18 protein-coding genes and 1 riboswitch are annotated in these 25,133 nt (G+C 62.0%); of the genes, 15 read left to right on the top strand and 3 right to left on the bottom strand.

Going from position 1 to position 25,133, the window contains the following annotated elements; genetic code table 11:
- Nucleotides 1-42: 42 nt before the first annotated feature.
- Nucleotides 43-2,508 carry a TonB-dependent receptor plug domain-containing protein gene (locus tag AC6IZO_RS09120; protein WP_497804479.1) on the bottom strand — a complete coding sequence of 822 codons (2,466 nt, stop codon included), beginning with the start codon at nucleotides 2,506-2,508 and terminating at the stop codon, nucleotides 43-45.
- Between the two features lie 146 nt (nucleotides 2,509-2,654).
- Between AC6IZO_RS09120 and AC6IZO_RS09115 the strand changes: the two genes are divergently transcribed.
- From AC6IZO_RS09115 to AC6IZO_RS09075, 9 genes are all read left to right on the top strand, one after another.
- On the top strand, nucleotides 2,655-3,416 hold the full coding sequence (locus AC6IZO_RS09115; RefSeq protein ID WP_497804478.1) for a Rossmann-like domain-containing protein: 762 nt from the start codon (nucleotides 2,655-2,657) through the stop codon (nucleotides 3,414-3,416).
- A gap of 4 nt (nucleotides 3,417-3,420) precedes the next feature.
- On the top strand, nucleotides 3,421-4,470 hold the full coding sequence (locus tag AC6IZO_RS09110) for a FecCD family ABC transporter permease (RefSeq protein ID WP_497804477.1): 1,050 nt from the start codon (nucleotides 3,421-3,423) through the stop codon (nucleotides 4,468-4,470).
- Nucleotides 4,467-5,237 (top strand): ABC transporter ATP-binding protein, encoded by a 771-nt coding sequence (locus tag AC6IZO_RS09105; protein ID WP_497804476.1) that lies wholly within the window; start codon nucleotides 4,467-4,469, stop codon nucleotides 5,235-5,237. The genes AC6IZO_RS09110 and AC6IZO_RS09105 overlap by 4 nt, the downstream gene beginning before the upstream one ends.
- 8 nt (nucleotides 5,238-5,245) lie before the next feature.
- Entirely contained in the window at nucleotides 5,246-6,352 is a 1,107-nt protein-coding gene (locus tag AC6IZO_RS09100) for an ABC transporter substrate-binding protein (protein ID WP_497804475.1), read from the top strand.
- A gap of 27 nt (nucleotides 6,353-6,379) precedes the next feature.
- The gene (locus AC6IZO_RS09095) at nucleotides 6,380-6,871 is read left to right on the top strand and encodes a molybdopterin-dependent oxidoreductase (RefSeq protein WP_497804474.1); all 492 of its coding nucleotides are present in this window, start codon (nucleotides 6,380-6,382) and stop codon (nucleotides 6,869-6,871) included.
- A 173-nt stretch (nucleotides 6,872-7,044) separates the two neighbouring features.
- The gene (locus tag AC6IZO_RS09090) at nucleotides 7,045-8,172 is read left to right on the top strand and encodes an XRE family transcriptional regulator (protein ID WP_497804473.1); all 1,128 of its coding nucleotides are present in this window, start codon (nucleotides 7,045-7,047) and stop codon (nucleotides 8,170-8,172) included.
- 357 nt (nucleotides 8,173-8,529) lie between these two features.
- Nucleotides 8,530-8,684: riboswitch (molybdenum cofactor riboswitch) on the top strand.
- Nucleotides 8,674-9,696: a GTP 3',8-cyclase MoaA gene (gene moaA / locus AC6IZO_RS09085; RefSeq protein WP_497804472.1), complete on the top strand. Its 1,023-nt coding sequence runs from the start codon at nucleotides 8,674-8,676 to the stop codon at nucleotides 9,694-9,696. Its footprint overlaps the riboswitch before it by 11 nt.
- Before the next feature lie 6 nt (nucleotides 9,697-9,702).
- Complete coding sequence (gene mobB / locus AC6IZO_RS09080) at nucleotides 9,703-10,977, top strand: molybdopterin-guanine dinucleotide biosynthesis protein B (RefSeq protein ID WP_497804471.1); 1,275 nt, start codon at nucleotides 9,703-9,705, stop codon at nucleotides 10,975-10,977.
- Nucleotides 10,974-11,327 carry a hypothetical protein gene (locus AC6IZO_RS09075; RefSeq protein WP_497804470.1) on the top strand — a complete coding sequence of 118 codons (354 nt, stop codon included), beginning with the start codon at nucleotides 10,974-10,976 and terminating at the stop codon, nucleotides 11,325-11,327. Before mobB ends, AC6IZO_RS09075 begins: the two co-directional genes overlap by 4 nt.
- Nucleotides 11,328-11,549: 222 nt before the next feature.
- Here AC6IZO_RS09075 and AC6IZO_RS09070 read toward each other — a convergent pair whose 3' ends face one another.
- Complete coding sequence (locus tag AC6IZO_RS09070) at nucleotides 11,550-12,965, bottom strand: alginate export family protein (protein WP_497804469.1); 1,416 nt, start codon at nucleotides 12,963-12,965, stop codon at nucleotides 11,550-11,552.
- A gap of 466 nt (nucleotides 12,966-13,431) precedes the next feature.
- On the opposite strand from AC6IZO_RS09070, the gene AC6IZO_RS09065 reads away from it, so the two are divergent.
- From AC6IZO_RS09065 to AC6IZO_RS09040, 6 genes are all read left to right on the top strand, one after another.
- Nucleotides 13,432-15,582: a sigma 54-interacting transcriptional regulator gene (locus AC6IZO_RS09065; RefSeq protein WP_497804468.1), complete on the top strand. Its 2,151-nt coding sequence runs from the start codon at nucleotides 13,432-13,434 to the stop codon at nucleotides 15,580-15,582.
- Nucleotides 15,583-15,988: 406 nt separating this feature from the next.
- Entirely contained in the window at nucleotides 15,989-16,627 is a 639-nt protein-coding gene (locus AC6IZO_RS09060) for a hypothetical protein (RefSeq protein ID WP_497804467.1), read from the top strand.
- Nucleotides 16,628-16,687: 60 nt separating this feature from the next.
- Nucleotides 16,688-19,399 carry a molybdopterin-containing oxidoreductase family protein gene (locus AC6IZO_RS09055; RefSeq protein WP_497804466.1) on the top strand — a complete coding sequence of 904 codons (2,712 nt, stop codon included), beginning with the start codon at nucleotides 16,688-16,690 and terminating at the stop codon, nucleotides 19,397-19,399.
- A 2-nt stretch (nucleotides 19,400-19,401) separates the two neighbouring features.
- Nucleotides 19,402-20,013 (top strand): 4Fe-4S dicluster domain-containing protein, encoded by a 612-nt coding sequence (locus AC6IZO_RS09050; RefSeq protein ID WP_497804465.1) that lies wholly within the window; start codon nucleotides 19,402-19,404, stop codon nucleotides 20,011-20,013.
- A 13-nt stretch (nucleotides 20,014-20,026) separates the two neighbouring features.
- On the top strand, nucleotides 20,027-20,485 hold the full coding sequence (locus tag AC6IZO_RS09045) for a hypothetical protein (RefSeq protein WP_497804464.1): 459 nt from the start codon (nucleotides 20,027-20,029) through the stop codon (nucleotides 20,483-20,485).
- Between the two features lie 65 nt (nucleotides 20,486-20,550).
- Nucleotides 20,551-21,243: a TorD/DmsD family molecular chaperone gene (locus AC6IZO_RS09040; protein WP_497804463.1), complete on the top strand. Its 693-nt coding sequence runs from the start codon at nucleotides 20,551-20,553 to the stop codon at nucleotides 21,241-21,243.
- A gap of 316 nt (nucleotides 21,244-21,559) precedes the next feature.
- Here AC6IZO_RS09040 and AC6IZO_RS09035 read toward each other — a convergent pair whose 3' ends face one another.
- Nucleotides 21,560-25,132 carry an efflux RND transporter permease subunit gene (locus AC6IZO_RS09035; RefSeq protein ID WP_497804462.1) on the bottom strand — a complete coding sequence of 1,191 codons (3,573 nt, stop codon included), beginning with the start codon at nucleotides 25,130-25,132 and terminating at the stop codon, nucleotides 21,560-21,562.
- Between the last annotated feature and the right edge of the window lies 1 nt (nucleotide 25,133).

The following is a 25,133-nucleotide window of genomic DNA, read 5'->3' as shown; positions in this document are numbered from 1 at the left end:
AGGCCGCCACCCCGAGCAGAGCGGCGGCCAGTGGAGCGACGTCTAGTAGCGATAACGAAGGTTGATATACCAGTTGCGGCCCGGCTCAGGATAGCCGGCCGTGAAGTAGTAGAGGCGGTCGAAGACGTTCTTGACGCCGGCCTGTGCGCTGAAACGCTCGCCCACCGGAACCGTACCGCCAAGGTCGACGGCCGCGAAGGCGGAGCCATGCGGGTGGTAGAGCGCTGAGCTGCTGGAGTAGCTGGTGTCCTGCAGGGTGACGCCGCCATCGTAGCGGGCCACCACCATGCCGGTGATGCGGCGCGGCAACTGCACCGTGGCCTTGCCAACCAGCGCGTGTTTCGGAATGCCGATGGTGGTGGTCAGCGAGCTGAGCACGGTGCCGGTTGGCAGCGTGGCCGCGCCCACTTCACGGTTCAGGAACGTATAGCTGCCGTCAAAGAGCAGGCGCGGCAACGGACGGCTGTGCAACTCGAACTCCACGCCCTCATGCGTTTCCTTGCCGATATTGACATTCATCGAGCAGTAGCCGGTGGTGCTGTTATTAGGGCACAGGCCGTTGGAGTCAACCACCAGGCCGCCTTCAATGGCGTTGCGCAGGCTGCTGTGGAACAGCTCCACCTGTGTCGAGAGTTTGGGGCTGAAGGTCTTGGCGTAGCCGATGTTCCAGGTGCGGGCGTTCTCGCCCTTCAGGTCCGGGTTCGGCAATGCCGAGCCCATGCCGGAGGAGTAGCGCTGCTTCAGCGTGGGGAAGCGGCCGCGGTCGGCGTAGGTGACGAACAGGTTGCTGGTGTCGGTGAGCGTGTAGGTCAGCGCGCCCTGCCAGTTGTTGTTCCAGTAGTGCGCGGTGCAGCCGTTGAACGAGGTGTTCGAGGACTCACTGGCGCACTTGTAGGGGATGACCGTGATGGTGGTGCCGGTGCCGTAGGTCGAGGCCTGGCGCCCGTTCAGGTGGTCTGAGCTGAAACCGAGCGTGCCGCGCAGGCGCGAGGTGATGGTGATCGAATCCTGCAGGCCGATTGAAGTGACCTGGTCGCGCAGCACTTTGTCGGGGATGGTCAGGGGAGTCGTTGAAGTTGGCCCGTAAATGCCGTTCTCGCGGTGTGTGTCGTCCTTGAAGAAGAACGATGCCCCGATGTTGTGCCGGTTGATGGAGTGCGAGTTCAACTCCGTGGAGAAGCCGTCGGTGTGGTCATGGTACCGGCTGATTTCCGAGCCGCTATAACCGCTCTTGCTGCTGTAGGTGTAATTGGTCATCGTCGTGTACTTGGAGTTGTCGTACATGTTGATGCCGTTGTCGAACTGGTCATAGAAGATGCGCGTCTTCAGCGAGGTCTTCTCGCTCAAGCCAGTGTTGCCGATGAAGTAGTAGCTGTTCTTGTTCCAGAGCGGCCACTTCCAGAAGGCCTTGAAGCTGGCGGCGGCGTTCGGACCCATGTAGAGCGGCGAGCCTTTTTCGCCCTTCTGGTTGATGTAGCTGAAGACGTACTGGTCGCCGGCCTTCGGCGTCCAGCCCATGCGGCCGCTGAAGCGCTCGTCGCGGCTGTAGGAGTTGTTCATCTCGTCATTCAGCGTGTAGGGAATATTGGGCGAGGTGTTTAGTGCGGTGTAGCCGCCGGTCGGATATTTCAGGTTGCCGGAGAGCGGAATGTAGTCGGCCTGTGCCCAATCCAGCCCGCCCTGCAGAAAGTACTTGGTGCGGCGCATGCCCAGGTTCAGGGAGGCCAACAGGCCGTTGCCGGAATAGGTTCCGATCAGCGCATCGCCTTCATACTTGCGCATCGGCTCGCGGGTCACCAGGTTGACGGAGCCGCCCATTGCGTTCGGTCCCAGCAGCGGCGAGGAGTAGCCCTTGGCCACTTCGATCTCCGCCAGGTCGCTGGTGAGGAAGCGGTTCATGTCCAGGTAGCCGTCATAGGGGACGTACATCGGGATGCCGTCCTGGTAGAGCGGCACCTGGCCGTTGCTGCTGAAGCCGCGGATCATGAACGAGGCTTCATTGCGCTTGCTGGCGAGGTTGGAGATCTGCACGCCCGGCAGGTCGGCAATGGCCTTGGTGACGTTGATGGCGTTGTTGGACTGAATCTCGCTCTGGCTGATGCTCATCGCCATCGGCGAGACGGCCGAGACCGTCGAGGTCACGTCAATTTCCGTCTGGCCCAGATGGAACGGGTGCGCCGGGTCCTTCTTGACAATCTCTTCCACAGCCGCGCGCAGCGCCTGAACTTCCTGCTGAGGTGTGGTCTTGGGCGAGGTTGCCGCCAGCTTGATGCCGCTGTTCGGGTGCACCTTCAGCCACTCCTCCACCTCATGGCGAATCTGCTTGATCGCTCCCTGTTGGGCCGCGGTCTCCGAGGGGGAGAGCTTCTCCAGGTAGGCCAAATCCTGCTCCCAGGTCAGGGGGCGTCCATTTTGTGCAAGCGCAGTGGTGACGAACAGACCGGCGCACAGCGCCAGCCCCAGGCCGATGCGTGTCGCGGCGACCGATATGTACTGAATAAATTTCATTGTAGTTTTACCTTGACACTCAAGATATGCTCGAAGGTAGCCCAAATGAGCGCGCGTGACAAGAAATATTTGCAATGTTTACAGAACCTATGTAGTCTATGCGCGACATTGACCGCGCCCCGGCGCGGCGGAAGGTGCACTCATCTATGTGGAAGCTGTACGACGAATTGATTGCGGCGGTCCCCGAAGACCTGGTGGTGGAGGATTGCCTGGCAGGCTTGAGCTGGTTTCTGGTGCGCTCGCGCGGCGTGGGCGTCACCATGCGTCCGCGCGAAATTGACGGGCCGTTGCGCAACGCCGGAAACATCACCGGCATGAAGTTGCGCGAACTGGCCGGGTGGGTCAAGTCGTGGAACTGGAACGAGGCAGCGATGGGCCTGGCTGCCATCAACTCCGCGCTGAATGCGCCGGAGACGGCGCGCGCCAACTGCGGCAACCGCCTGCACATGGACGAGAAGCAGGACGTCTTCAGCACGCTGATGGAGAAGTTCCGTGGCAAAAAAGTCGCCGTCGTCGGTCACTTCCTGAACATGGAGCGCTTGAAGGGCGTCTGCGATCTCACGATTCTCGAACGCATGCCGCAGGAGGGCGATACGCCTGATCCCGCGTGTGAATACATTCTCGGCGAGCAGGATGTGGTGGTGATGACCGCGACCACGCTGATCAACAAAACCATGCCGCGTCTGCTGCAACTCTCGCATAACGCCGAGGTCGTGGTGGCCGGGCCGAGCACGCCGCTGCATCCGCTGATGTTCGCGCACGGTGTCTCCGTGCTGGGCGGGCTGATTGTGGAGGATGTGGCCGGCGTGTGGCGCGCGGTTGGCGAGGGTGGACGCGGCGAGCTGTTTACGCGCGGCGGACGCATGGTCAAGGTTTATCGCGAAGACTCGCTCTTCAAGCAGGACTGACGCCATGGCTGTGGAAGTTTCGACAGTTCGGGCGGGCAGGGTGCAGCGGCGCGGCGCGCGCAACGCATGGTTGCTGGGGGGCATCACGTTGGCGCTCGCGCTCGTGGTAGTGGCCTCGCTTGTGCTGGGCCGCTACCCGCTGCCGCTGACCGCGTGGTGGCAGGTGCTGGTGTCTCCGGAGCAGAACGAGGCGGCCAGCATTGTACTGCTTCAGGTAAGGCTGCCGAGGGTGATTGCCGCCGTGCTGATCGGCGGGGCGCTGTCGGTCTCCGGAGCCTCGTTTCAAGGGCTGTTCCGTAATCCCATGGCTTCGCCGGACATGCTCGGTGCCTATGCAGGCGCGGGCTTTGCCGCGTCGTTGGCCATCCTGCACGGCTGGGGCATTGTCGGCATACAGGCCGCGGGGTTCGTCGGTGGCGTGGCTGCCGTGATGCTGGCGTGGTCGGTTTCGAGCGGGTTGGCGCGCTTTGGCGCCGACGCCGGGCTAACGCTGATTCTTGTCGGCATTATCGTGCGCGAGGGCGGCATGGCGCTCATACGCCTCATCGAGTACGTGGCCGACCCGCGCGGCAAGCTGGCAGCCATCACCTTCTGGCTCGTTGGAGGGCTGGCGGCCATCAACCCGCGCGACGTGCAATACGCTGGCGGGCCGCTGCTGGTGGGCACGGCCGTGCTGCTGCTGTTGCGCTGGCGTCTCAACGTGCTCAGCTTCGGCGACGAGGAAGCGCGCGCCATGGGCGTGAATCCACATTGCACGCGCGCCGCTGTCATCATCGCTGCCTCCATGGTCAGCGCTTCAGTGGTGGCCATCGCGGGCATGGTGATGTGGGTGGGGCTGGTGATTCCGCATCTGGCGCGCATGGTGGTGGGTGCCGACCACAAGTGGCTGCTGCCTGCCTCGTTCGTCATCGGCGCGCTCTACCTGTTGCTGGTGGACGACTGCGCGCGAGGCCTGTTCGCCGTCGAGGTGCCGCTCGGCATCCTGACCTCGGTCATCGGCGTGCCGTTCTTTCTCTACCTGCTCATCCAGACGAAGATGGGGCGTGCTGCATGAAGCTTGCGCTTGAGCACGTCTCCTCCGGATACCGCGACAAGCGCATTGTTGAGGACGTTTCGCTGACCGTTGAAGCCGGTGAGTTGCTCTGTCTGCTCGGCGCGAACGGCTCCGGCAAAACCACGCTGTTCAAGACGATTCTCGGTTTCCTGCCGCCGATGTCGGGACAGATCCTGCTCGATGGCGTTGACCTGCGGCGATGGTCGCGGCGCGAATTGGCACGCGCGATTGGCTACGTGCCGCAGGCACACAACCCGCCGTTTGCCTTTCGTGTGCGCGACGTGGTGCTGATGGCGCGCACCGCACACGTCGGGCGTTTTGCCTCACCCGGTCGCCGAGACATGGCCATCGCCGAGGCCGCGCTCGACCGGCTGAACATCCTCCGCATGGCCGATGAGTTGTATACGGAGATCAGCGGCGGAGAGCGCCAGCTTGTGCTGATTGCGCGCGCGCTGGCGCAGGAGGCCAAGCTGCTCGTGCTCGACGAGCCGACCTCCAACCTCGACTTCGGCAACCAGGTGCGCGTGCTGCGATACATCAAGGAACTGGCCGATTCAGGACTCGGCCTGCTGATGACCACGCATTTTCCGGACAACGCCTTTCTCTATGCTTCGCGCGTGGCTCTGATGAAGAAGGGGCGCATCGTGGCTCTTGATCGTCCCGAACTGGCGCTGACCGAGCAGCATCTTTGTGATGCCTATTCAACGCCGCTGCGCATTGTGGAACCCGAACCCGACCTGCGGCTGGTGGTGCCGTGCATCCATTGAGGACCCTTATGAAACGCACTTCTACGAAATACATCTGCTGGTTCACTCTGCTGCTCTGCCTGTTGAGTCTGGCGGGCTGCAATCGCCACAACGCGGGCAAGCTGCGCGACGATCAGCGCGAGTTTGTCGATATGGCCGGACGCCGCGTGGTGGTGCCGAAGAAGATCACGCGCGTGCTCGGCATGAGTCCCGTTGGCACCATCGTTGTCTACACGCTGGCGCCGGAAAAACTTGCGGGCTGGAATTACAAGGCTGATCCCGGTGAGTGGTCGCTGGTGCCGGAGCCATACCGCAGCCTGCCGGTGCTCGGTGGGTGGTATGGCAAGAACAACTCCGGCAACCTGGAGGAGATTGCCAAGGCCAAGCCGGACATACTGCTCTCAATGGGCGACCCGATGGGCACCTCGATGGCCGACCGTGTCTCGCAGCAGACGCATATTCCCGTGGTGGTGCTGAACAGCGATCTGAAGTCGCTGGCCGAGTCCTACCTCAAGGCCGGGGAACTGCTCGGCGAGCCGGAGCGCGCCAAGCTGTTGGCCGAGGAGTGCCGAAAGGCCACCAGTGAGGTCGAGGAGAAGATCAAGAGCATTCCTCAGGAGAAGCGCCGCCGGGTCTACTACGCCGAAGGTCCCACGGGGCTTGAGACTGAGCCGGGCGACTCCATGCACGCCGAGGCGCTCATCTTTGCCGGGGCATACAACGTGGCTGCCGTGCCCAACAAGCAGGGCTACGGGCACACGCCGGTCTCGTTTGAGCAGGTGATGCGCTGGAATCCGGAGTTCATCATTACCGGCTACGACCACACCTCATCACCCGGTGAGTTCTACAAGGGCGTGTGGAAGGATCGCGGCTGGCAGCAGATCAAGGCTGTTAAGGCGCACAACGTCTATGAGGTGCCGCAGTATCCGTTCTGCTGGATCGACCGTCCGCCCTCGGTCAACCGCATCATCGGCATCAAGTGGCTGGCCAACCTCTTCTATCCGGAGCTGTTCCACTACAACATTCGCGAGGAGGCGCGGCACTTCTACGCCACCTTCTATCACGTGCAGCTTACCGACCAGCAATTGGACCAGTTACTGGCCGCGTCCGTTCCCAGCACCAAGGCCGCAAAGTAGTCTGGCATCCGCCCGAGGAGATTTTGAATGAAGAAGCAGCTTTGCATCGTGTTGTTCATACTGCTGGCCGCCGTCACGCTGTTCGCGCAGGCTCCGGCCTTCACCGTAACCGGCATCGACGGCAAGTCGGCGACCTTCACCGCAGCTGACCTGAAGCAGTTGCCGCGCCAAACCTTTACGGCGGTCGATCACAAAACGAAGGCGGAGCAGCATTACGAGGGCGTGCTCCTGACCGATCTGCTGGCCAAGGTGAGGGTTCCGGCCGACAAGGCTCCGCACGGCGCCGAATACCGGCAATACCTGGAGGTGAGCGCTCCTGATGGTTACCGCGTCATCCTTTCGATGGGCGAAATGCTGTCATCGCCGCACCGGAAACCGGTGCTGATTGTCGACACTGTCGACAGCAAGCCGCTCGATGCCAAGAACGGGCCGCTGAAGCTGGTGATTCCCGATGATGGCGGCCAAGGGCGCTGGGTGCGCGGTGCCGTCAAGGCGAGGATTGTCCCCATTCCTTACTAAAAGGAACAAATCGTATTCGCTTAAACGAGAAAAATGACACTTTCAAGTGTCGTCACTTTTGCCTTGTTTGAGTATAATCCGTCTTGTTTGATTAACGGCTTTTGCGGAAGGTGTGCGGAGGCAGCCGCGTGCCTTCAATCCTTGCTTTCCTTCGTTGGGTGGGAGGGTACCACATGGAAGTTCGCAACAATCTTTCCGAGTTGCGCACCAAGCGCGGCATTTCGGCGGCGCAGCTGGCGAACATGATCGGGGTCAGCCGGCAGACGGTCTATGCCATTGAGGCGGGAAGCTATATCCCGAATACCACGGTCAGCCTGAAGATGGCTCGGGTCCTCGATGTGACGGTGGAAGATATTTTCTCGATGGTGGAAGAACCGCAGGTGGCCGAGACGGTGGTGGAAGCCACACTGATTCATGCCGGTGAAAAGCCGCAGCCCGGCCAACCTCTGCGGCTTTGCCAGGTAGGTACGCGCACTTCGGCGTTTCTACCGGAGGCCGGTGTGCTGGGCATCTCGGTCTCCGATGGCGAATTGGTTTCGGTCAGCAATGGCAAAGGCAAGGCATTCGATGAGTGCCGTGTCCGTGTCGCCGATGAGAACTGGAAGAACCCGAACCGGCTGCTGGTGGCCGGGTGCGACCCCAGTGTTTCGGTCATTGCCCATGACCTGCGCCGCTTGGATTTCGACCTGCTTGTGACCTACCAGAACAGCTCGGCTGCGCTGGAATTACTGCGGGAAGGGTTGGTTCACATGGCCGGCACGCACCTTGTCGACAGGAAGACCGGCGAATTCAACCTGTCGCGTATTCGCGAGATGTTCGGGCGCAACGCTGTGTCCGTCATCTGTTATGCCACCTGGGAAGAGGGCATTACGATCGCCAAGGGCAACCCGAAGGGCATCAAGAGCGTTGCCGACCTGGCCAAGCCTGGCGTCACCATTGCCAACCGCGAGGTTGGCGCCGCCTGCCGCAACCTGCTGGAGTCTCTGCTGCATCAGGAGAACATTGAGACCAGCCAGGTCAACGGATATGAAACCGTCGTCTTCGGTCACCTGCCGGCGGCGCGCATGGTCTTCAACAAGCAGGTGGATGCCTGCATCACCACCCGCGCGGCGGCCCGCGTGCTCGGCCTGGATTTTGTGCCACTGGCCAAGCGGCCTTACCACCTGGTCATCCGCCGCAAGCATCTGACGCTTCCCGCCGTGGAGGCGCTCATCGACCTGCTCGGGCGCTCCTCGTTCCGTCGCGAAGTGGAAGCCACCACCGGCTACGACATGCGCTCGGCGGGTGAGGTGCTTTCCTAGCCACGGAGTGCTCCGCTCCGTGTAAAGTGCAGTTTCCGGCCGCGTTCCCCCTCGGGTGACGCGGCCGTTCCCTTCCTCGTTCCTCCGCCCTCGTCTCCTCAACTCTTCGGCGGAGAGTATCTGGCGGAACTGACGAATTCGACTTCGACATTTGACGCCAGACTGTCACCCTGTCGACAGCTCTGACATATTTGGTGCAGTCCGCGTCGCTCCTTCCCGTGTAAACCATTGAAATTTCGTAGAAATCTACATGCCTTTGGAATGGCCTCTCCCGTGCAATACATAAGCGCGAGTCGCAAAGTGCCAGAGATTGATGCTCTGTGGCTCGATCAGTAAGCGGTCAATCCATGGTGGTTTTGTGGGTTCCGTCTCTGACCGGTGTCTCCTAACGGCGCGTATCGCTCAGGGAAACACCGGCGGTGATCGACTCCTGAATCAGGAGAGCGGTCCCAGGGTCGCGCGGGAAACTGCGCTTCCTCCCGAACTTGGAAAGGAGACAAGATGAGTTCTTCCGGTGTTTTCTCGCAAAGCAAGCTGGTGCCATTCCCGGTTGTCCCGGTGTTGACCTCCCCGCGGGCGACCAAGATCCGCTCCCTGCGGGTTTCGGTCACGGACCGCTGCAACTTCCGCTGCCGTTACTGCATGCCTGCGTGCGGCGTCAAATGGATGTCGCACGCCGAACAGTTGCCGCTGGAGCAGCTGTTTGAGCAGGTGCAGTGGGTGGCCGAGCGCACCGCCATCGAGCGGGTGCGGTTGACCGGTGGCGAGCCGCTGGTCCGCAAGGGAATCCACCACCTGATTACCCGGCTCTCCTCGCTGCCTCACCTGCGTGAGATTTCGCTGACTACCAATGGCGCGCTGCTTGCCGATGAAGCCTGGGCGTTGAAAGCTGCCGGGTTGACGCGTGTCAACATCTCGCTTGATTCACTAAACCCGCAGCGTTTTGCCGAGTTGACGCGTGGCGGACGTCTGAATCGCACGCTGGCCGGCATTACGGCGGCGCTGCATGCCGGGCTGAAGCCCGTGAAGCTCAACGCTGTGTTGCAGCGCTCCACCTGGCAGGAGGACGTGCCGCAGTTGCTCGACTTCGCCGCCGACCTCGGCGTGGAGCTTCGTTTTATTGAGTTGATGCGCACCGGCACCGAGCGGGAATGGTGTGCGTCCGAGGTGGTGACGGTTGACACCGTGCAGGCCTGGCTGAGTGAGCGTGCGGGAATCCACGCGGCGACCACGCGCACAGGCTCCCCGGCGGTGAGCACCACCGTGCAGTGGGGCGGCCGCAACGTCACCGTGGGCTGGATCTCGCCGCGCTCGCATCCGTTCTGCGCGAGCTGCGAGCGCCTGCGCATGGATGCCCGCGGACGCCTGCACCGTTGCCTGATGGATGATGCCACGCTGGACCTCCCGGCTCTGCAAGCCGCCGGCGACCAGCACGCAACCGAAGCATTTCTTGAGTACCTGGCTGGAAAGCATGCTCCCAATGGGATGGAGATGGAGTATGCAATGAGCCAGATCGGAGGGTAGGATGTCATGCTTGCACGGGGCATGGACCATCCTCTCCTGCAGGACCGGGGGTGCCAGATGACGCATGACTTTGGCACTCCCGTCCTTGCGCTTTGCGGTTTTTCGGGATCCGGCAAAACGACGGTGCTGGAAGCGGCCGTTGCGCAACTGGTCGCCCGGGGACTCTCCGTGGCGGTCGTCAAGCATGACGCGCACGGCTTTGTTGTCGATCAGGAAGGCAAGGACTCCGACCGTTTCTTCCGCGCCGGGGCCACAGTGGCGTTGCGCGGGCCGGGCGAGCAGTTCATGCGCCGCCATGCCGGAACGCAACTCTCCCTGCAGGTAACGATTTCTCAGTTGGCTGCCGACCACGATCTCATTCTGGTGGAGGGCCACAAACACACCCCGCTGCCGAAGCTCTGGATGCAGAGCGCTGAGCACAAACCGGTCCCGGAGGGGGTGACAGGTGTGCTCGCCTCTCTGCCTTGGGACAGCGACCGGCTCTCGGCGCTGCTGAGCTACCTGGAGAACTGGCTGCCGTTGCAGTGGCGTAAGCGCACGCTGCATCGCGGTTTGCTGATCGGCGGCGCCAGCTCGCGCATGGGCTTCCCCAAGCAGATGCTGCGGCTGAACGGCCACACGCTGGGAGAATCTGTGGCGGACGCGCTGCGCACCGGGACTGGTGAGGCGTGTGTGGCACTGCTGGGGCGCGGCGAAGTGCCCGATTCACTGAAATCTCTGCCGATGTTTGCCGATGTACCGGGCTTCAGCGGTCCGCTGGCCGGGCTGATGGCGGCACATCGCTGGGCGCCGGAGGCAGCCTGGATCGTCTCCGCCTGCGATCATCCATACCTGAGCACCCGCGAGATCAACTGGCTGGAGCGTCAGCGCAAGCCGGGACGTTGGGCCATCATTCCGCGTCAGCGCGACGGCCATCCCTGCCCGACCTTGGCGCTGTATGAGCCGCAGGCGCTGCACTTCCTCTCGCGCATGGCGTTGACCTACGACTGGGAGGAGGTGCGGCTATCGAGCCTGCTCGACCACCCGCGCACCGCCGTTGTCACCCCGCCGGAGAGCATGAAAGGCTGGACCAGCGTGGACACGCCGGAGCAACTCTATGCCGCCAGTTGCCAGCAGTTGGAGGCGGCCGTGGGGGGGCAGGCGGCGCTGCCGGTGGATTTGAACCGGCACGCTCCGTGTTCCATCTCTGGTTCCGTTCTGGTTCCACGTGCAAACGATTGCTTCGAGAATCGCGAAACTGGCAGTAAGCTGATTGAGATTGGATTGAGGCGGCAAAGATGATCGAAATCTTTGAGCCATCGGCGCAGACCATCTGCTTCCGGGTGACGGGAGAGATGAAGGGGCAGCAGGTTCAGGACCTGTACGCTGCATGGGTCAAGGCGTCCTCAGAACGACTGGGAAAGACCTGCATCGTCGACCTCTCCTCTGTCACCTTCTTCGACCATGACACCTGCATTTCCGTGATGCGGCGTCTGATCCGCGACGGGACACGATTGAAGGTTCCCAATGAAGCGGTGCCGTGCCTGATCTCCGTGATGTGCGAGGAGCAGGAACGCGCGGCGAAGCTGGGAGTCGGCAACTTCTGTTCCTCCATCTTCACGGGCGACATCCGCCGCTGCGGCAGCTTCTAACTGCCTGCGGCGAAGTTCTGGCTGCAGTCCGGCAGCCCCACGTTGTACCCCCGCAACGCTGCCGGAAAGCCTCGTCCCTGTCTCCTGCCCCTGTGCTCTGTCCATAACCGGCGAATTGTGAGCGGAAGATCCCTGCCTCATTCGCGTGAGCTGCCCTGCAAAAGAGCAGGGCGGGTGTTTGGCACCCGCCCGAATCAGCATTGCCAGCTCCGCAGGCGGAGGCTACTGCCTGTGGAGTGAGAAGATCTTGTCTTCAAAGGTGTAGGTGACCTCCCCGCGGAAGAAGAAGCTCGAATCCTGATGCGCGTAGAACTTGCCGGGGTCGAAACGTTCGTAGAGAATGTGACCCCGCCAGTTCTTGTTGACCACAACATCCATGCGCGTCTGGAAGTTTTCACCACGATGAGTGCCGGAGCCGAAGACCTTCGGGTTGAAAGCGGCAATGGAGTGGAAGGCTTCCATGTCATAGAAGGTGGCGCGCAGGGTGACGGGCTTCACGGGGCTCCAACCGGCTTCCACCTGGAAGATGCGGTTGTTGGTCATGTAGGCCACGCCCTTTTCGTTCACCTGGCTGTAGACGTACAGCTCGCTGTACTTGGGCCAGCGGCTGAACAGCGGATCAAAGCCCGCGCCGGCCGTCAGCGAGTCCGAGCCTGAGAGCAGGTAGAGGCCGCCCATCACGTAGGGCTTGCCCTTGGTCTGCGTGAACTGCTTCTTCAAGTAGCCGTAGCCACCGGCAGCGGTGAAGGTGGTTGCCGCCCGCGACTGTGCGGGGTTGGCGTGCTGTGCACCCCACTGGATGGCGGCCTCGCCCACTGCGGTATAGCCCTGGCCAAAGCGCTGCGCCACGCGTCCGCCAACGGTGTTGATGTGGCGGTCGGGCTGGAACTGCGCGTTGGTGGCGGCACGGTAGTCTTTCACTTCCTTCTTTAAAAAGTAGTAGGCGTCCACGTCTCGGTTCTTGTTGTTGTGGTCGGTGTAATACACACCCAGTGCCTGCTCATCCCATTCATTCAGATACTGTGGCTGGGTGTGGATCAAGGGCAGGAAGCGGTCCGTGCGCGGGTCGAGAATGCCGACCAGCTCAAGCTTGGACTTCTTGTATTTGTAGGCCACGTCGAGCATGTTGTAGTAGGTCAGGCGCGAACCGTCGCCGCTGCTGCCGTCCATGAACAGGAACCCTTCGCCACGCATGAATTCCTGGCGGCCAAAGCTCACGGTAAGCCCGGGGATGAAGGTCTTGTTCAGCTCAAGGTAAAGGTTGTCGATGGCGACCTCGTGCATGTTGAGGCGCACGTTGGGATAAATGCGTTTATTGAATTCGTTGGTGAGGCGGATGTAGAGGCGGGCCTCATTGCCCGGCGTGGCCAGCCCGGCCCACATTCGGGTGCGCACGCGGAGCTGCTTGCGCTGGTCGTCGGTCAGGTTGCTGTAGTCGAAATTGTTGTTCCAGTTTTCGCTGCGCACACGCTCGTCAAAGCCGTAGGTGAACAGGGGAGACTCCGCCTTGGCCGTTGGGGCGGCGGCTTGTGTGGAGACCGTCGCCGGTGCAGCAGGAGAAGCGGCCGTCTGCGCCGCAAGGGAAGCGGTCAGCAGGGCCATCAATGGTAGAGATAGAAAAGCACGTCGCTTGAACATCGAACCTCCGCTTACAGAAGTCGAAACAGTGGAATAAGTAGCCAATCAAGTGAGACAAGTTGCGTCCGCGAGCCTGCCGTTGACTGCCAGGCGGATTCCTCCGCCGGCATCACGCCATGCTTCCGGCCCCAAGCTAGCCGGTTTGATCACAGACGCCACGGGCCAGAAGGCACGCGTGCTGCCAACTGTCGACAGAGATGTACCTTTGGGAAGTGCTTGAAAAGTCGAACGGAAGGAAAGAGACTGCTGCCGCAGGTTACGGAATGCCGACGCGCTGACGACTGGCCGACAGCCGTGTCGGGATTTGAGATAGATTGATCATTGAGAATGGAGGACCGTGAGTGTGGGATGAAAAATAGTCGGTTTGTGCGAATGCAGACAGGGCGACAGTTTCTGACATTCGGCCGTCACACACTGTCGTGCTTGGTTGTCGAACGGCAGACGACGTGCTAAATAAGGGAATGGAATGACGACTGTCACTATTAGCTCGGAAGCCGTCCCCTCGGGTCAGCTTGAAACCCTCCTGAAAGTCTCCCGCGCCATTGCCGGGCATCAGGAGTTTGGCTCGCTGATCGACGTACTCTCCGGGGTGTTGCACGAAGTCGTCAAATTCGATTATCTCGTTCTGCTGCTGTACGATGCGGATATCGATGAGGGCATCGTCTATTATCCGGGGAGTTGCGAAGAACCCTTCTCGCGCACCGGGGAGTTCACCTTCCGCGACGGGCCGGGCTTCTGGGCCTGGACGCACCAGCAGCCGATTCTGCAGAGCGTGGCGGAGATTGAGAAGAACTTCCCGAAGGTTGCACCCAAGCGTCATCGCCAGCGCGTGCAGACCTCCATCTCCCTGCCGCTGACGACGGCTCGACGCCGCGTGGGCGCGCTCGAGTTCCTGAGCAGCGAACCGAACGCCTATACGCCGCATGACCTTCGCTTTATTCAACTGGTGGCCGGACAGGTCGCCACCGCCATCGACAACTCGCTGGTCTACGCCCGGGTGCGCAACTCCGAGGAGAACCTGGCGCGCGAGCGCGATCACCTGCGCACGCTGCTGGAGGTCACCAACTCAGCCGTCTCCAGCCTGGAGACCGACGCGCTGATCGATCAGGTTTCCGCGCAGATTGAGCGCGTGCTGGGCGCGGAGTTCTGCGGTCTGGTGCTCTATGACGTGGCCGATGAGCAACTGCGCTGGGAGGTCGTCCATTTTCCGCGCGGCAAGGGGCTTATCAAGCCGGGGCGCATCGCGTCGCTGGCAGGGCCGATCATTGCCGAAACGCTCAAGACGCGCCGCTCCGCCGTGCTTTCGCAGAAGGACATGCAGAAGCTGGAGGCGGAGTCCGAGCTGCAATGCCTGCTGTTGAAGGAGGGCATCCACGCCTTCTGCGCGCTGCCGCTCGTGGTGCGCAACACCACCATTGGCGTGCTTGCCGTGGGCAGCCTGCTGGAGGACGCGTTCCTCGATGAAGAAGTAAGACTGCTGGAGCAGATTGCCGGGCAGGTCTCCATGTCGGTGGGCAACACCGTGGCCTTCCGTCAGATCAAGCAGCTCAAAGACAAGCTGGTCTCCGAGAAGACCTACCTCGAAGAAGAGATCAAGTCGCATTACAACTTTGAGGAGATTGTGGGCCAGAGCCCGAAGCTGCGCGAGGTGCTGGAGCAGATCTCTCTGGTGGCGGACAGCGATTCGTCCGTGCTCATTCTTGGCGAGACCGGCACGGGCAAGGAGTTGATTGCGCGCGCCATCCACAACATGAGCTCGCGCCACAGCCGCTCGCTCGTCAAGGTGAACTGCGCCGCCATTCCCACGGGCCTGCTGGAGAGCGATTTGTTCGGCCACGAGAAGGGCGCGTTCACCGGCGCCATCTCGCAGAAGATCGGCCGCTTTGAACTGGCGCACCAGGGCACGCTGTTCCTCGACGAAATTGGAGACATTCCGCTCGACCTGCAATCGAAGTTGCTGCGCGCCTTGCAGGAGCACGAGTTCGAGCGGTTGGGCGGCACGCGCGTCATCCACGTGGACGCACGCCTGATTGCGGCCACCAACCGCAACCTGGAGCAGATGATTGCCGAGAGGCAGTTCCGCAGCGACCTCTACTACCGCCTGAACGTCTTCCCCATCTTTGTTCCGCCACTGCGCGAGCGCCGCGAAGACATTCCGATGCTGGTGCACCACTTTGTGCAGAAGTACGCGAAGAAGATGAAGCGCGAGATACAGAGCGTGCCCGAAGAGGCCATGCAGTCGCTGATGCAGATGCCGTGGCCGGGCAACATTCGAGAGCTTGAAAACGTGGTGGAGCGCGCCGTCATCATCAGCCGCGGCAGCGTGCTGCAGCTACCATCGGACATTCCGCGGCGCACGACCGAAGCTGTGCCGGTCGTGGCGAGCGTTGTGGCGGCTCCCAAGCCTGCCGTGCCGGAAGCCCCGGTGGATGCAACCGAGTTGCAGTCCTCCAACCTGGAGGAGATGGAGCGCCACCACATTCTGCGCATCCTGCGCGAAACCGGCGGCGTGGTTGCCGGGCCGAAGGGCGCGGCGGCGCGGTTGGGCGTCAAGCGCACCACGCTGCTCTCAAAAATGCAGCGGCTCGGCATCGACCGAAAATCCATCAAGCAGTAAACGGCCTGCCCTCGCGGCAGGCTTTTTGTTTTCTCCTTTCTTCTCTCAATTTCTTTCTGCCGTGCATGTGCTTCCTCGGCGCGCGCGTGTGCCGCTGTCCGCAGAGCGTCAGCCGCGTGCGCGCCACAACGTCGACAGCTCGGAGGCGCCTGTCGCCATTTCGGCACTGACCGCCGGCCGACGTACCGCACGTGCCCACACCGCAAGCGTCATCCGTGGAAAAGCGGTGAAAGCCCGCAGAAACAGCGGCCTTTTCGTATTGCATGCCATCGTGCGCGAACTGGCATCTCACCTGCAATAGCTTGGAACGGAGATGAAAGAGCGAGAGCTCCGGGGACGGTTCGTCAGCCCCGGCTCACCGCAGGAGACGTATATGGACGACGTGACGATGGATCCACAGATGCACATGCCGCAGGTTGCCGAGCAGGACGAGTACATTCCTGCGCTGGTTCCTGCGCCGGGAGAAGCGGCGGAAGCCGCTCCGGCTGAAGCCGAGCCGGAACTGACGAACGAAGAAAAAGCCGTCAAGATCGTGGACCTCATGAACAACTCATCCGGCCAGCGGCTGGCGCTGCATCGCGTGCTTGCGTTCTGCGTCACCCAGCGCTCTGCCGAAGAGGCCGATGCCGACCTGAACAAGTTCCTTGAAGGCGGCGTCTCGGTGTACTCGCCGGTGACGATGCGTTTGTGGCTGGAGCGCGCGGGAGGTCTGGAGCACGTCAGGATTGGGGAGGGCGAGCAGGCCGTGGACGGCTGGCACACCACCCCGGCCGGCGAATTGGCGCTGGCTGAAGTCGATCTTTCCAAAGAGCTGTTGCAGTTGCTCGATGAATCACCCGAACACCGTCAGACGTACCTCAAGATCCTGAATTTCTGTACCACTCCGAAGGACAGAAAGGTGATTGAGGAGATGCTGGAGGGCGATCCGTCGATCGATCCACCGAAAACCTATCCGTTGACCTTCCTGGGAGCTCTGGAAAGTGCGGGAGCACTGCGCTGGGTGGGTCAGTGGTCAACCACTGAATTAGGCAAAACGGTTCTGTAGTCATACGTAAAAACGGCGGAAGCTTGGCCGCCAGAGTTTGAACTCTAGGAGCGAACTCATATGAACATCAACTTAACGCGGCGCAGCTTCCTGACGGCCACGGCCGTTGCCGGAGCTACCGCAGCGCTATGCTCGAAGTCCGAGGCCCTGAATCCGGCCCTGGTTCCGAGCCCCGTCCCGCAGAATGCCGGCAAGGTCGAGCGCATCCGCTCGTCGTGCCGCGGCTGCGGCAAGATGGAGTGCGGCGTCTGGGTCACGGTGAAGGACGGGCGCGCCATCAAGATTGAAGGCGACGAGAGCTGCCACACCAGCGAAGGCAACTGCTGCACCAAGAGCATGGCCTCGCTCCAAGCCTGCTACCACCCCGAGCGCCTGAAGTACCCGATGAAGCGCACCCGCGCCAAGGGCGATTTCCCCGGCTGGGTCCGTATCTCGTGGGACGAAGCTCTGCACACGGCCTGCACCAAGTTCAACGAATTCAAGCACAAGTACGGTGGTGAGTCGATCTTCACCATCGGCGGCACCAGCCGCATCTGGTCCATGGCGCCCTACGGCTGCGCCCGCAACCTGTTCGATTCTCCGAACACCCACATGGCGTGGCAGATCTGCAAAGGCCCGCGCCGTTTCGCCACGGCCTTCACAGCCTTCCACAGCGCCAACTGGGTTGCCCTGGTCGACGGTCCCAAGGTCTACGTGCAGTGGGGCTCGGCCACGGAAATCTCCAACTATGACGACAGCGGCCGCGTGACCGTGGACCGCTGCTTCAAGGCCAAGAAGCACATCGTGGTTTCTCCGCGCATGCAGAACCTCGACGTCAACGAGGCCCTGTGGCTGCCCTTGCGCTGCGGCACGGACGCGGCCATGGCCCTGGCCTGGATGGACGTCATCGTGAAGAACAAGTTGTATGACGATGAGTTCTGCCGCGAGTGGACCAACGGCCCGTTCCTCTATTGCCAGGACATTCAGCCGACCGGCTGGGAGTGGCACGCACCGAAGGCCAAGATCATGTCCGGTGAAGTCTCCACCGGCGGCGGCGAAGTCGAACTGCGCACGCGCCTGCTGAAGGAAAGCGACATCAAGCGCGGCGGCGACGTGAAGAAGTTCATGGTCTTCGACGAGAAGTCCAAGTCCCTGAAGTGGTTCAACGCGGAAACGACCAAGTGGGAGCACAACCCGCCGGCGATCAAGCCCGCGCTGTTTGGCGTCTTCCCGGTCACGCTGGCCAACGGCAAGAAGGTCATGGTCAAGACCGTCTTCCAGATGATGGCCGAGCGCGCCGCAGCGTTCGCGCCGGAGAAGTCCGAGAAGATTACGGGCGTTCCTGCGGCGAGGGTCACCGAAGCGGCGAAGATCTACGCGTCGAAGCCCGGCAATGGCGGCATCCCGTTCATGCTCGGTATCGAACAGTCGGCGAACTCGACCTCGAACGTCCGCGCGCTGATCCTGCTGGCTTCCATCACCGGCAACCTCGACCGGCCGGGCGGACACCGTGGCCCGACCGTGGTGCCGATCCGCACCGTCTACACCGCGCACGGCGCACCGCCACTCAGCCGCGCGCAGCAGAAGAAGATCATCGGCGTACAGAAGTTCCCGCTGCTGGCCTGGTGGAACGGCTGGTCCGACGCCACCGCGCTGTGGGATGCCGTGTTGAGCGGCAAGCCGTATCCGCTAAAGGGCTGCTTCATCCAGTCCGGACAGCTCACTAACCAGACCAACACCAACAAGGGCCGCGATGCCATGCGCCACGTCGAGTTCACGCTCGACCTGAACCTGTGGTTCACGCCCACCAATCAGTACGCCGACATCGTGGTGCCGGTGAAGCATTGGCTGGAAGTGGAGTGCCCGCGCATGTCGCAGGGCGCGCACTACGGCATGGGAGCGCACACCGCCCCGGTCAAGGCCGGCTTCGAGCGTCGCGATGACCAGGAAATCGTCCTCGAGATGTTCAAGCGCATGGGAGTTCCCTTCGGTGAGCCGGACAACCCGTGGCCGACCTACCAGCAGCAGCTGGATTGGACGGTCGCCCCGACCGGCATGAGCTGGAAGCAGTTCAAGGAGAAGTTCGAGAAGGACGGCTGGTACAACGTCAAGAACCTGATGCCGTACGAGCGCTACAAGCTCGGCAAGCTGCGTCTGGACGGACAGCAGGGCTTCCCGACTCCGACCGGCAAGGTCGAAATCTGGTCGACGGTCATCGAGTCGGTGCATCCGGGCCACGGCTGGGAACTGCCGACGTTTACCGAGCCGGGCAACAGTCCGGTGGCCAATCCGAAGCTCTACAAAGACTATCCGCTCATCATGACTTCGGGCCGCCGTATTCCGGTCTACTTCCACTCCGAGCACCGTCAACTGCCGTGGTGCCGCGAACTGTGGCCGGTTCCGAAGTGCGAAATTCACCCTGACATCGCCAAGATGTACGGCCTCAAGCAGGGTGACTGGATCTGGATTCAATCTCCGTGGGGCCGCGTGCGGCAGACGGTCGACATCTATGCCGGCATTCGCCCCGATCACATCAACTGCGAGCACCAGTGGTGGTATCCGGAACTTGGCAACGAGCACGAGAAGCAGTTCACCGACAAGGGCTCGCTGCTGGGCGACCTGAACCAGCTCATTGATCCCTACTGCCAGGACCCGATGAACGGATCGACTTGTCTGCGCGGCACCCCCGTGAAGATCTACAAGGCGGTCGAAGGCGCGCCGGAGGGAATCATCAAGTCCCACGACGACAAGCGGCTGAAGCAGTGGTTGCCAGTTCATGAAGGAAGGGGATAACAATGCAGCTAGGAATTGTCACGGATCTGAACCGCTGCGTCGGTTGTCTGGCGTGCACGGTGGCCTGCAAGATGGAAAACAACGTGGCCATCGGCTCGTACTACCTCAAGGTGCTTCGTATTGGGCCGAACCCGAAGTATGCCGGCGCGAAGCCACCCGACGTTGAAATGTACTTCATGCCACTTGGCTGCCAGCACTGCAAGAACCCGTCGTGCGTGAAGGTCTGCCCGACCGGCGCCTCGCAGAAGAAGGCCGACGGCACCGTGCAGATCGACAAGTCGAAGTGCATCGGCTGCAAGCTGTGCATCAAGGCCTGTCCGTACAGCGTCCGTTACCTGAACCCCGACACCCATGTGGTGGAGAAGTGCACGCTGTGCGAGCAGTTGACGCAGCAGGGCAAGCAGCCCATGTGCGTCTCCGGTTGCACCGGCCGCGCCCGCTTCTTCGGCGACCTGGATGATCCCAACAGCCTGCCGAACAAGAAGCTGCGTGAGGCTGGCGTTGCCACCAACCATCAGTTGCCGGACTCGGGTACCCACCCGTCGTTCAAGTACATCCTGCGGAAGGCTGCCTGGCGCGGTGGCGTCAAGGCTGACTTCCAGGTGAAGGGATAGCGAAGAGGCCTCCATGGAACTCTCGTGGGCGACATTCTTCGCTTTGTTGACCTGCCTCGCCGCGGTGCAGTTGGCCGCGGCGGGAGCGGTGTGTGCCATCGGGAAGTGGTCCAAGCTGCACTTCCCGGTGGCTGCCGCCGCCTTCGTTTCCATGGTGCTGGGGTTGCTCTCCGGCGCCATCTATCTCGGACACCCGGAGCGCATCTTCGGAGCCTTTGCCAATCCGAACTCCGTGCTGTCGCGCGAACTGATTGTCGTTTTCGTCAGCACCGTCTTCATGGGTATTTATGCATACAGGCTGCACCGTCAGGCAGAGGCTTTGCGGGTACTCTCCGTGGTGGCGATTGTGATTGCGGTCGTGCTCATGGTCTACACCTGGCAACTGATTCGCATGTGGACCTCCGACGACGCCAGCTTGCTTTACCAGGTCCCGCAGCAGCTCGCAATTGGGCTGCAGGCGGGGCCTTTCTGATTCTTTCTTAACCGCGTGAGGGCGCCAGCCCTCTCCGCGTCCCACTTGCTGGGAGAGGAGTTGCCGTGAATACCACCGAGGCTTCGCTGGACCTTTCTGAACTGATGCTCAGCCGTATTGGCACTTATAGTCTGCTCTCCCGGCTCTTCCGCCTGGAAGTCGATCCGTCGCTGCTCGATGACCTGAAGACCACCGAGTTCACCGCCGAGATCGACGACGCGGATGTGGCCGAGGGCTACGCGCTCTGGCAGAAGTTCCAGCAAAATATTTCCGACACCACCCTCGTCGATCTTGCCGTCGACTACGTGCGCGCCTTCATTGGAACCGGACAGACTTCCAGCGGCGCGGCGTATCCGTACGAGTCCGTCTACACCAGCCCGCAGCGCCTGCTGATGCAGGAGGCGCGCGACCAGGTGCTCGCCTTCTATCGTTCGGAGGGCATTGGCAAGGCTCCTGACTTTACCGACCCTGAAGATCATCTCGCGCTCGAACTTTCCTTCATGGTCATCCTCAACCGCAAAGCACTCGAGCACTTCGAGGCTGGTCGCGCCAAGGAGGGGATTGAGTACCTGCGGAAGCAGCAGAAGTTTCTGCACGAGCACCTCATCAATTGGGTGCCCACGTTCTGCAATGACATTCCCCGCTTCGCCAAGGAAGACCTCTACCTCGGTCTCGCCAAAGTGACGCGCGGCTTTCTCAATATTGACCAGCACGTGGTGGCCGAGTTGATTGAGGACCTGGAGCAGCAAGCCGCGTAATCACTGCACAATGCAAAGCGAACGAGACTGACGGGCCGGGCCGCTATGGGCACCGGCCCTGTTCTTTGAAGCGAAGGCGTTGTCGAGAGGCACGCAGGCACAGCGTGTACGACGGACGCGCCAGATGCGTCAGGCTGTTGTTCCAGCCGCTACCACCTCTATTTCCCCGCGGCTCTTGCGCGGCATGATTCATGCGCTTCTGGTGCGCCGGTGGGGCGGCCTGCAAGATCAAGAAGAGGTTCTCAGTTCCGCGGCGGAAACAAAAACGCCCGGCTCGCGACGGGAGCGAACCGGGCAAGGTTGAGCCGTCTTACCATTACGACTCAGTCGTTTCCGCCTCAACCTGCGGCTCGGCGTGGGGCTTGTGCTCCCACTTGATGAGTTTCAGGTCGAGCACGAAGATCGAATAGAGCACGGGCACCAGAATCAGCGTGACGAACGTGGCGATGGTAAGTCCGCCGATCTGCGCATAGCAGAGCGGCTCCCACAGCGGCCCGCCGTGCGCCGCCAGCGGCACCAGGCCGAAGACGGTGGCGCAGACGGTAATCATCACCGGGCGCAGACGGATGATTCCGGCGTCGAGCAGCGCCTCGCGCAATGGTTCGCCGCGCTCGTGCGCCTCCTCAATGAAATCGAACAAGACGATGACGTGGCTGACAATGACGCCGATGAGGCTGGCAATGCCAAGGAAGGCCATGAAGCCGAACGGCTGGTTCATGAGAGAGAGCGCCGCGAAGGCTCCGGTCATGCCATAAGGAATGGCCCCGAATACAAGAAGCGGCTTGACCGCGCTGTTGAACTGGATGCAGAGCGCGAAATAGATCAGCACCACAGAAATGCACATCACCACGGCGAGGTTCTTGAAGCCCTTGACCTGCTCTTCGTACTCGCCGCCGTACTCCATGGTGTAGCCCGGCGGAAGCTGTTTGGCAAAGGTATCGATACGCTCCTTCACCGGCGTCAGTACTTCGGAGGGCAGCACGCCCGGCTCGGGGAAGGCCGAGACGGTGATGGTGCGGAATTGGTTGCGCCGCCAGATGCGCGGTGTGGCCATCGCGGGTTCCACGTGCGCCACCTGCCGTAGCGGCACGCGCTGGTCGCTGGTCAGCGAGTAGACGTACATATTCTCCAGATCGTCGAGCCGCGCGCGGTCTTCCATGCGTGCCCGCAGCGTGATCGGAATCTGCTTGTCGGCCTCGCGCAGCGTGGAGACCTGTATGCCGCTCATGCCCGTGGTGGAAGACAGCGCCACGTCCAGGTTGGTGACGCCCGCGATGTTGGCGCGGTCGGCGTCGACCGTGAGGCGTGCGCTCAGTGCAGGTTCGCCCCAGTCATCGCGTACGCGAGTGGCATTCGGCGCCGAGCGCAGAATCGACTGCATCTGCGCGGAAAGCTGGCGAAGTACATCCACATCCGGCCCGGAGAGGCGCACGGAAACCGGGATGCCGACGGGCTTGCCGGTTTCAAGCTGGCGAACGTCAACGCGCGCGCCCGGCACCTCGCGGCTCAACGCCGTCTGCCACGCGCCAACCAGTTGGTTGGTGTAATGCTTGTTCGTGACTTCCACCACGATCTGCGCGTAGTTGAGCTGTTGCAGCTCCGGCTCCACACTGAACCAGAAGCGCGGTCCGCCGCCGCCGACAAACGTCGTCAGGCTCTTGAGCATCTTCGGCTCGTGATGCTCGGCGGCGTAGCGTTCGGTCTCCTTGCGGATGGCCTGCTCGGCCTGCATGGCGGCCTTTTCCGTGGCGCCCAGCGGCGCCTCCGGCGGCAGCCACACCTCCACGTAGGAGAGGTACGACAGATCCTTGGGGAAGAACTGCGGCTTCAGCGTGCGCAGCAGTGCGCCGCCCGCCACCAGTACGAGAAGTGACAGAGCAAAAACGCGCCAGCGATGATGCAGCGCGAAGTCTCCCACGCGATAGTAGAGTCCGGTGAAGCCGTGGTTGCGCCGCTCGGCAATCGGCACCTCGAGTGTCTTCGGCGCCTTGATCAGGTAGAAGGCGATCAGCGGAATAAATGTAAACGAGACGATTAGCGCCGCCACCAGTGTCGCGGTCATCACAATCGGCAGCGTGTAAAGGAAGCGCCCGGTGTCGCCCTCAAGCGCGAGGAACGGCAGGTAGGCAACCACGTTGGTGATGGTGGCGAAGATGATGGCTTTGGCCAGCCGCGTGGGGCCGAGCCAGGAGGCAGTCTCGCGCGGAGAGCCAGCGCTCATCTCGCGCTTGATGGCGTCGCCGGCGACCACTGGCATATCCACCAGCAGGCCGAGCGAGATGATCAATGTCGCCAGAGAGACCTGCTGAATGTCCACGCCGATGACGTGCGCCGCGCCGAAGGCCATGGCGAGCGAGAGCGGAATCGAAGCCGCCATCAGTGCCGCCGCGCGCCAGTCCCAGAAGCCGATGAGCGAGACGACTACGACGAGCACCACGGCCTCGTACAGGCTCTGCATCAGTAGCGAAACCAGCTCATTCACCTGTCGCGGCTGGTCGGAGGTGCGTGCCAGAATCAGGTCTGCCGGAAGCTGACGTTTTGTCTGCTCAATGGCGGCGTCCACAGCCTTGCTGAAGTGGCCGATCTGTTCGCCCGAACGCATCTGTATGGCGAGCGTGATGGCGCGGTTGCGGTGCCAGTTGCCCTGTGCGTCCTCGGAGGTGAGGAAGTTTACGTAACGCGCCGGGCTCTGGTAGCCGCGCTCCACCTGCGCCACATCGCGCAGGTAGACCGGCGTGCCGCTGGTCGAGCTGCCGATGAGCACGTTGCCGATTTCGCGCTCGCTCTTGAACTCCGTGCCCGCGTCGATCAGCACGTTGCGCTGCTTGGTCTCCAGCACGCCGCCTGGCATGGTGACGTTGCGCGCGCCCAGCACGCTGGCCACTTGCGTGGGTTGCATGTGGAAGGCCGCGAGGCGGTCCGCCGAATATTCGAGGAAGACGTTCTCCGGCAGCACGCCGGAGCGCTGCACCTTGGCAACTTCCGGCACGCGTTGCAGCGTGCGCTGCAGCAGGTCGGTAAAGTCGTCGAGCTGGCGATAGGTGTAGCGGTCGCCGGCCAGCGCGCTCAGCTTCGCCAGCGTCTGCTGCGGGTCGCGCACGATGATCGGGCCCCACGCGTCGGGGTGGATCTCATAGCTGCGCAGGTTTTCTTCCAGAAACTTTTCACCGTAAGCGCGCAATTGCTCGTCGGTCGCGCCGGTCGCAAAGTCCACGCCGGAGCAACTGGCCACGCTGAACGGCCTCGGGTCCACGCCGAGCTTGTCGCTTACCATCTGGCGTGCGAGCATCGCAAACGGACGCTCCACGTTCACCGCCGGCAACGTGGAGGGATAGCAGTAAAAGACCGATACGCGGTTGTCCGTTGTGCTGCCGCGAACAGTTGCGATCTGTTGCTGCACGCCGCGCGCGCGCAGCGCCAGCTCTGTCTGCGGAACCTCAGGGCTGGCCACCGTCAGCATCAACGTTGCGGTGTCGCCAAAGTCGCTGATCCACTGAATTGGCCCGGCTCCTTGCGGCAGGTCGTGAATCTGGTCGAGCCGCTGGCCAATGTCCTGGAACTGCTCCTTGGTGTTGTTGATCGAGTCCTGCAGGTGCACCTTGACGATGGAGACGCTGTCGATGGAGTTCGACTCGATCTTCTCCACCGTGGAGTTGCCCGCCACCGCCTGCTCAACTTTGCGGGTGACGAGTTGCTCCACCTTGTCTGCCGGAATTCCCGGCCAGGTGCAGACGGCGATGGCTGTGCGCACCGGAATCTCCGGGTCCTTGCGCTTCGGCATCTGCAGATAGCCGAAGACGCCCCAGGCCATCACGGCGATCAGCGCCACCCACGCCAGTTGGCGGTTGTGAGTGAAGTAGCGTGCGGGATTGCGTCCGGTGTAGACCATG

The sequence above is a fragment of the Oryzophilus luti genome (assembly GCF_059726245.1).
The sequence above is the reverse complement of the archived record's forward strand: the minus strand, read 5'-3'. Positions and strand labels throughout refer to the sequence as shown.

Coding starts and splice junctions, on each gene's coding strand:
- AC6IZO_RS09090 (WP_497804473.1), top strand. CDS start 7,045: ATGGAAGTTCGCAACAATCTTTCCGAGTTGCGCACCAAGCGCGGCATT.
- AC6IZO_RS09105 (WP_497804476.1), top strand. CDS start 4,467: ATGAAGCTTGCGCTTGAGCACGTCTCCTCCGGATACCGCGACAAGCGC.
- AC6IZO_RS09050 (WP_497804465.1), top strand. CDS start 19,402: ATGCAGCTAGGAATTGTCACGGATCTGAACCGCTGCGTCGGTTGTCTG.
- AC6IZO_RS09070 (WP_497804469.1), bottom strand. CDS start 12,965: ATGTTCAAGCGACGTGCTTTTCTATCTCTACCATTGATGGCCCTGCTG.
- moaA (WP_497804472.1), top strand. CDS start 8,674: ATGAGTTCTTCCGGTGTTTTCTCGCAAAGCAAGCTGGTGCCATTCCCG.
- AC6IZO_RS09045 (WP_497804464.1), top strand. CDS start 20,027: ATGGAACTCTCGTGGGCGACATTCTTCGCTTTGTTGACCTGCCTCGCC.
- AC6IZO_RS09120 (WP_497804479.1), bottom strand. CDS start 2,508: ATGAAATTTATTCAGTACATATCGGTCGCCGCGACACGCATCGGCCTG.
- AC6IZO_RS09035 (WP_497804462.1), bottom strand. CDS start 25,132: ATGGTCTACACCGGACGCAATCCCGCACGCTACTTCACTCACAACCGC.
- AC6IZO_RS09110 (WP_497804477.1), top strand. CDS start 3,421: ATGGCTGTGGAAGTTTCGACAGTTCGGGCGGGCAGGGTGCAGCGGCGC.
- AC6IZO_RS09075 (WP_497804470.1), top strand. CDS start 10,974: ATGATCGAAATCTTTGAGCCATCGGCGCAGACCATCTGCTTCCGGGTG.
- AC6IZO_RS09055 (WP_497804466.1), top strand. CDS start 16,688: ATGAACATCAACTTAACGCGGCGCAGCTTCCTGACGGCCACGGCCGTT.
- mobB (WP_497804471.1), top strand. CDS start 9,703: ATGCTTGCACGGGGCATGGACCATCCTCTCCTGCAGGACCGGGGGTGC.
- AC6IZO_RS09065 (WP_497804468.1), top strand. CDS start 13,432: ATGACGACTGTCACTATTAGCTCGGAAGCCGTCCCCTCGGGTCAGCTT.
- AC6IZO_RS09100 (WP_497804475.1), top strand. CDS start 5,246: ATGAAACGCACTTCTACGAAATACATCTGCTGGTTCACTCTGCTGCTC.
- AC6IZO_RS09060 (WP_497804467.1), top strand. CDS start 15,989: ATGCCGCAGGTTGCCGAGCAGGACGAGTACATTCCTGCGCTGGTTCCT.
- AC6IZO_RS09095 (WP_497804474.1), top strand. CDS start 6,380: ATGAAGAAGCAGCTTTGCATCGTGTTGTTCATACTGCTGGCCGCCGTC.
- AC6IZO_RS09115 (WP_497804478.1), top strand. CDS start 2,655: ATGTGGAAGCTGTACGACGAATTGATTGCGGCGGTCCCCGAAGACCTG.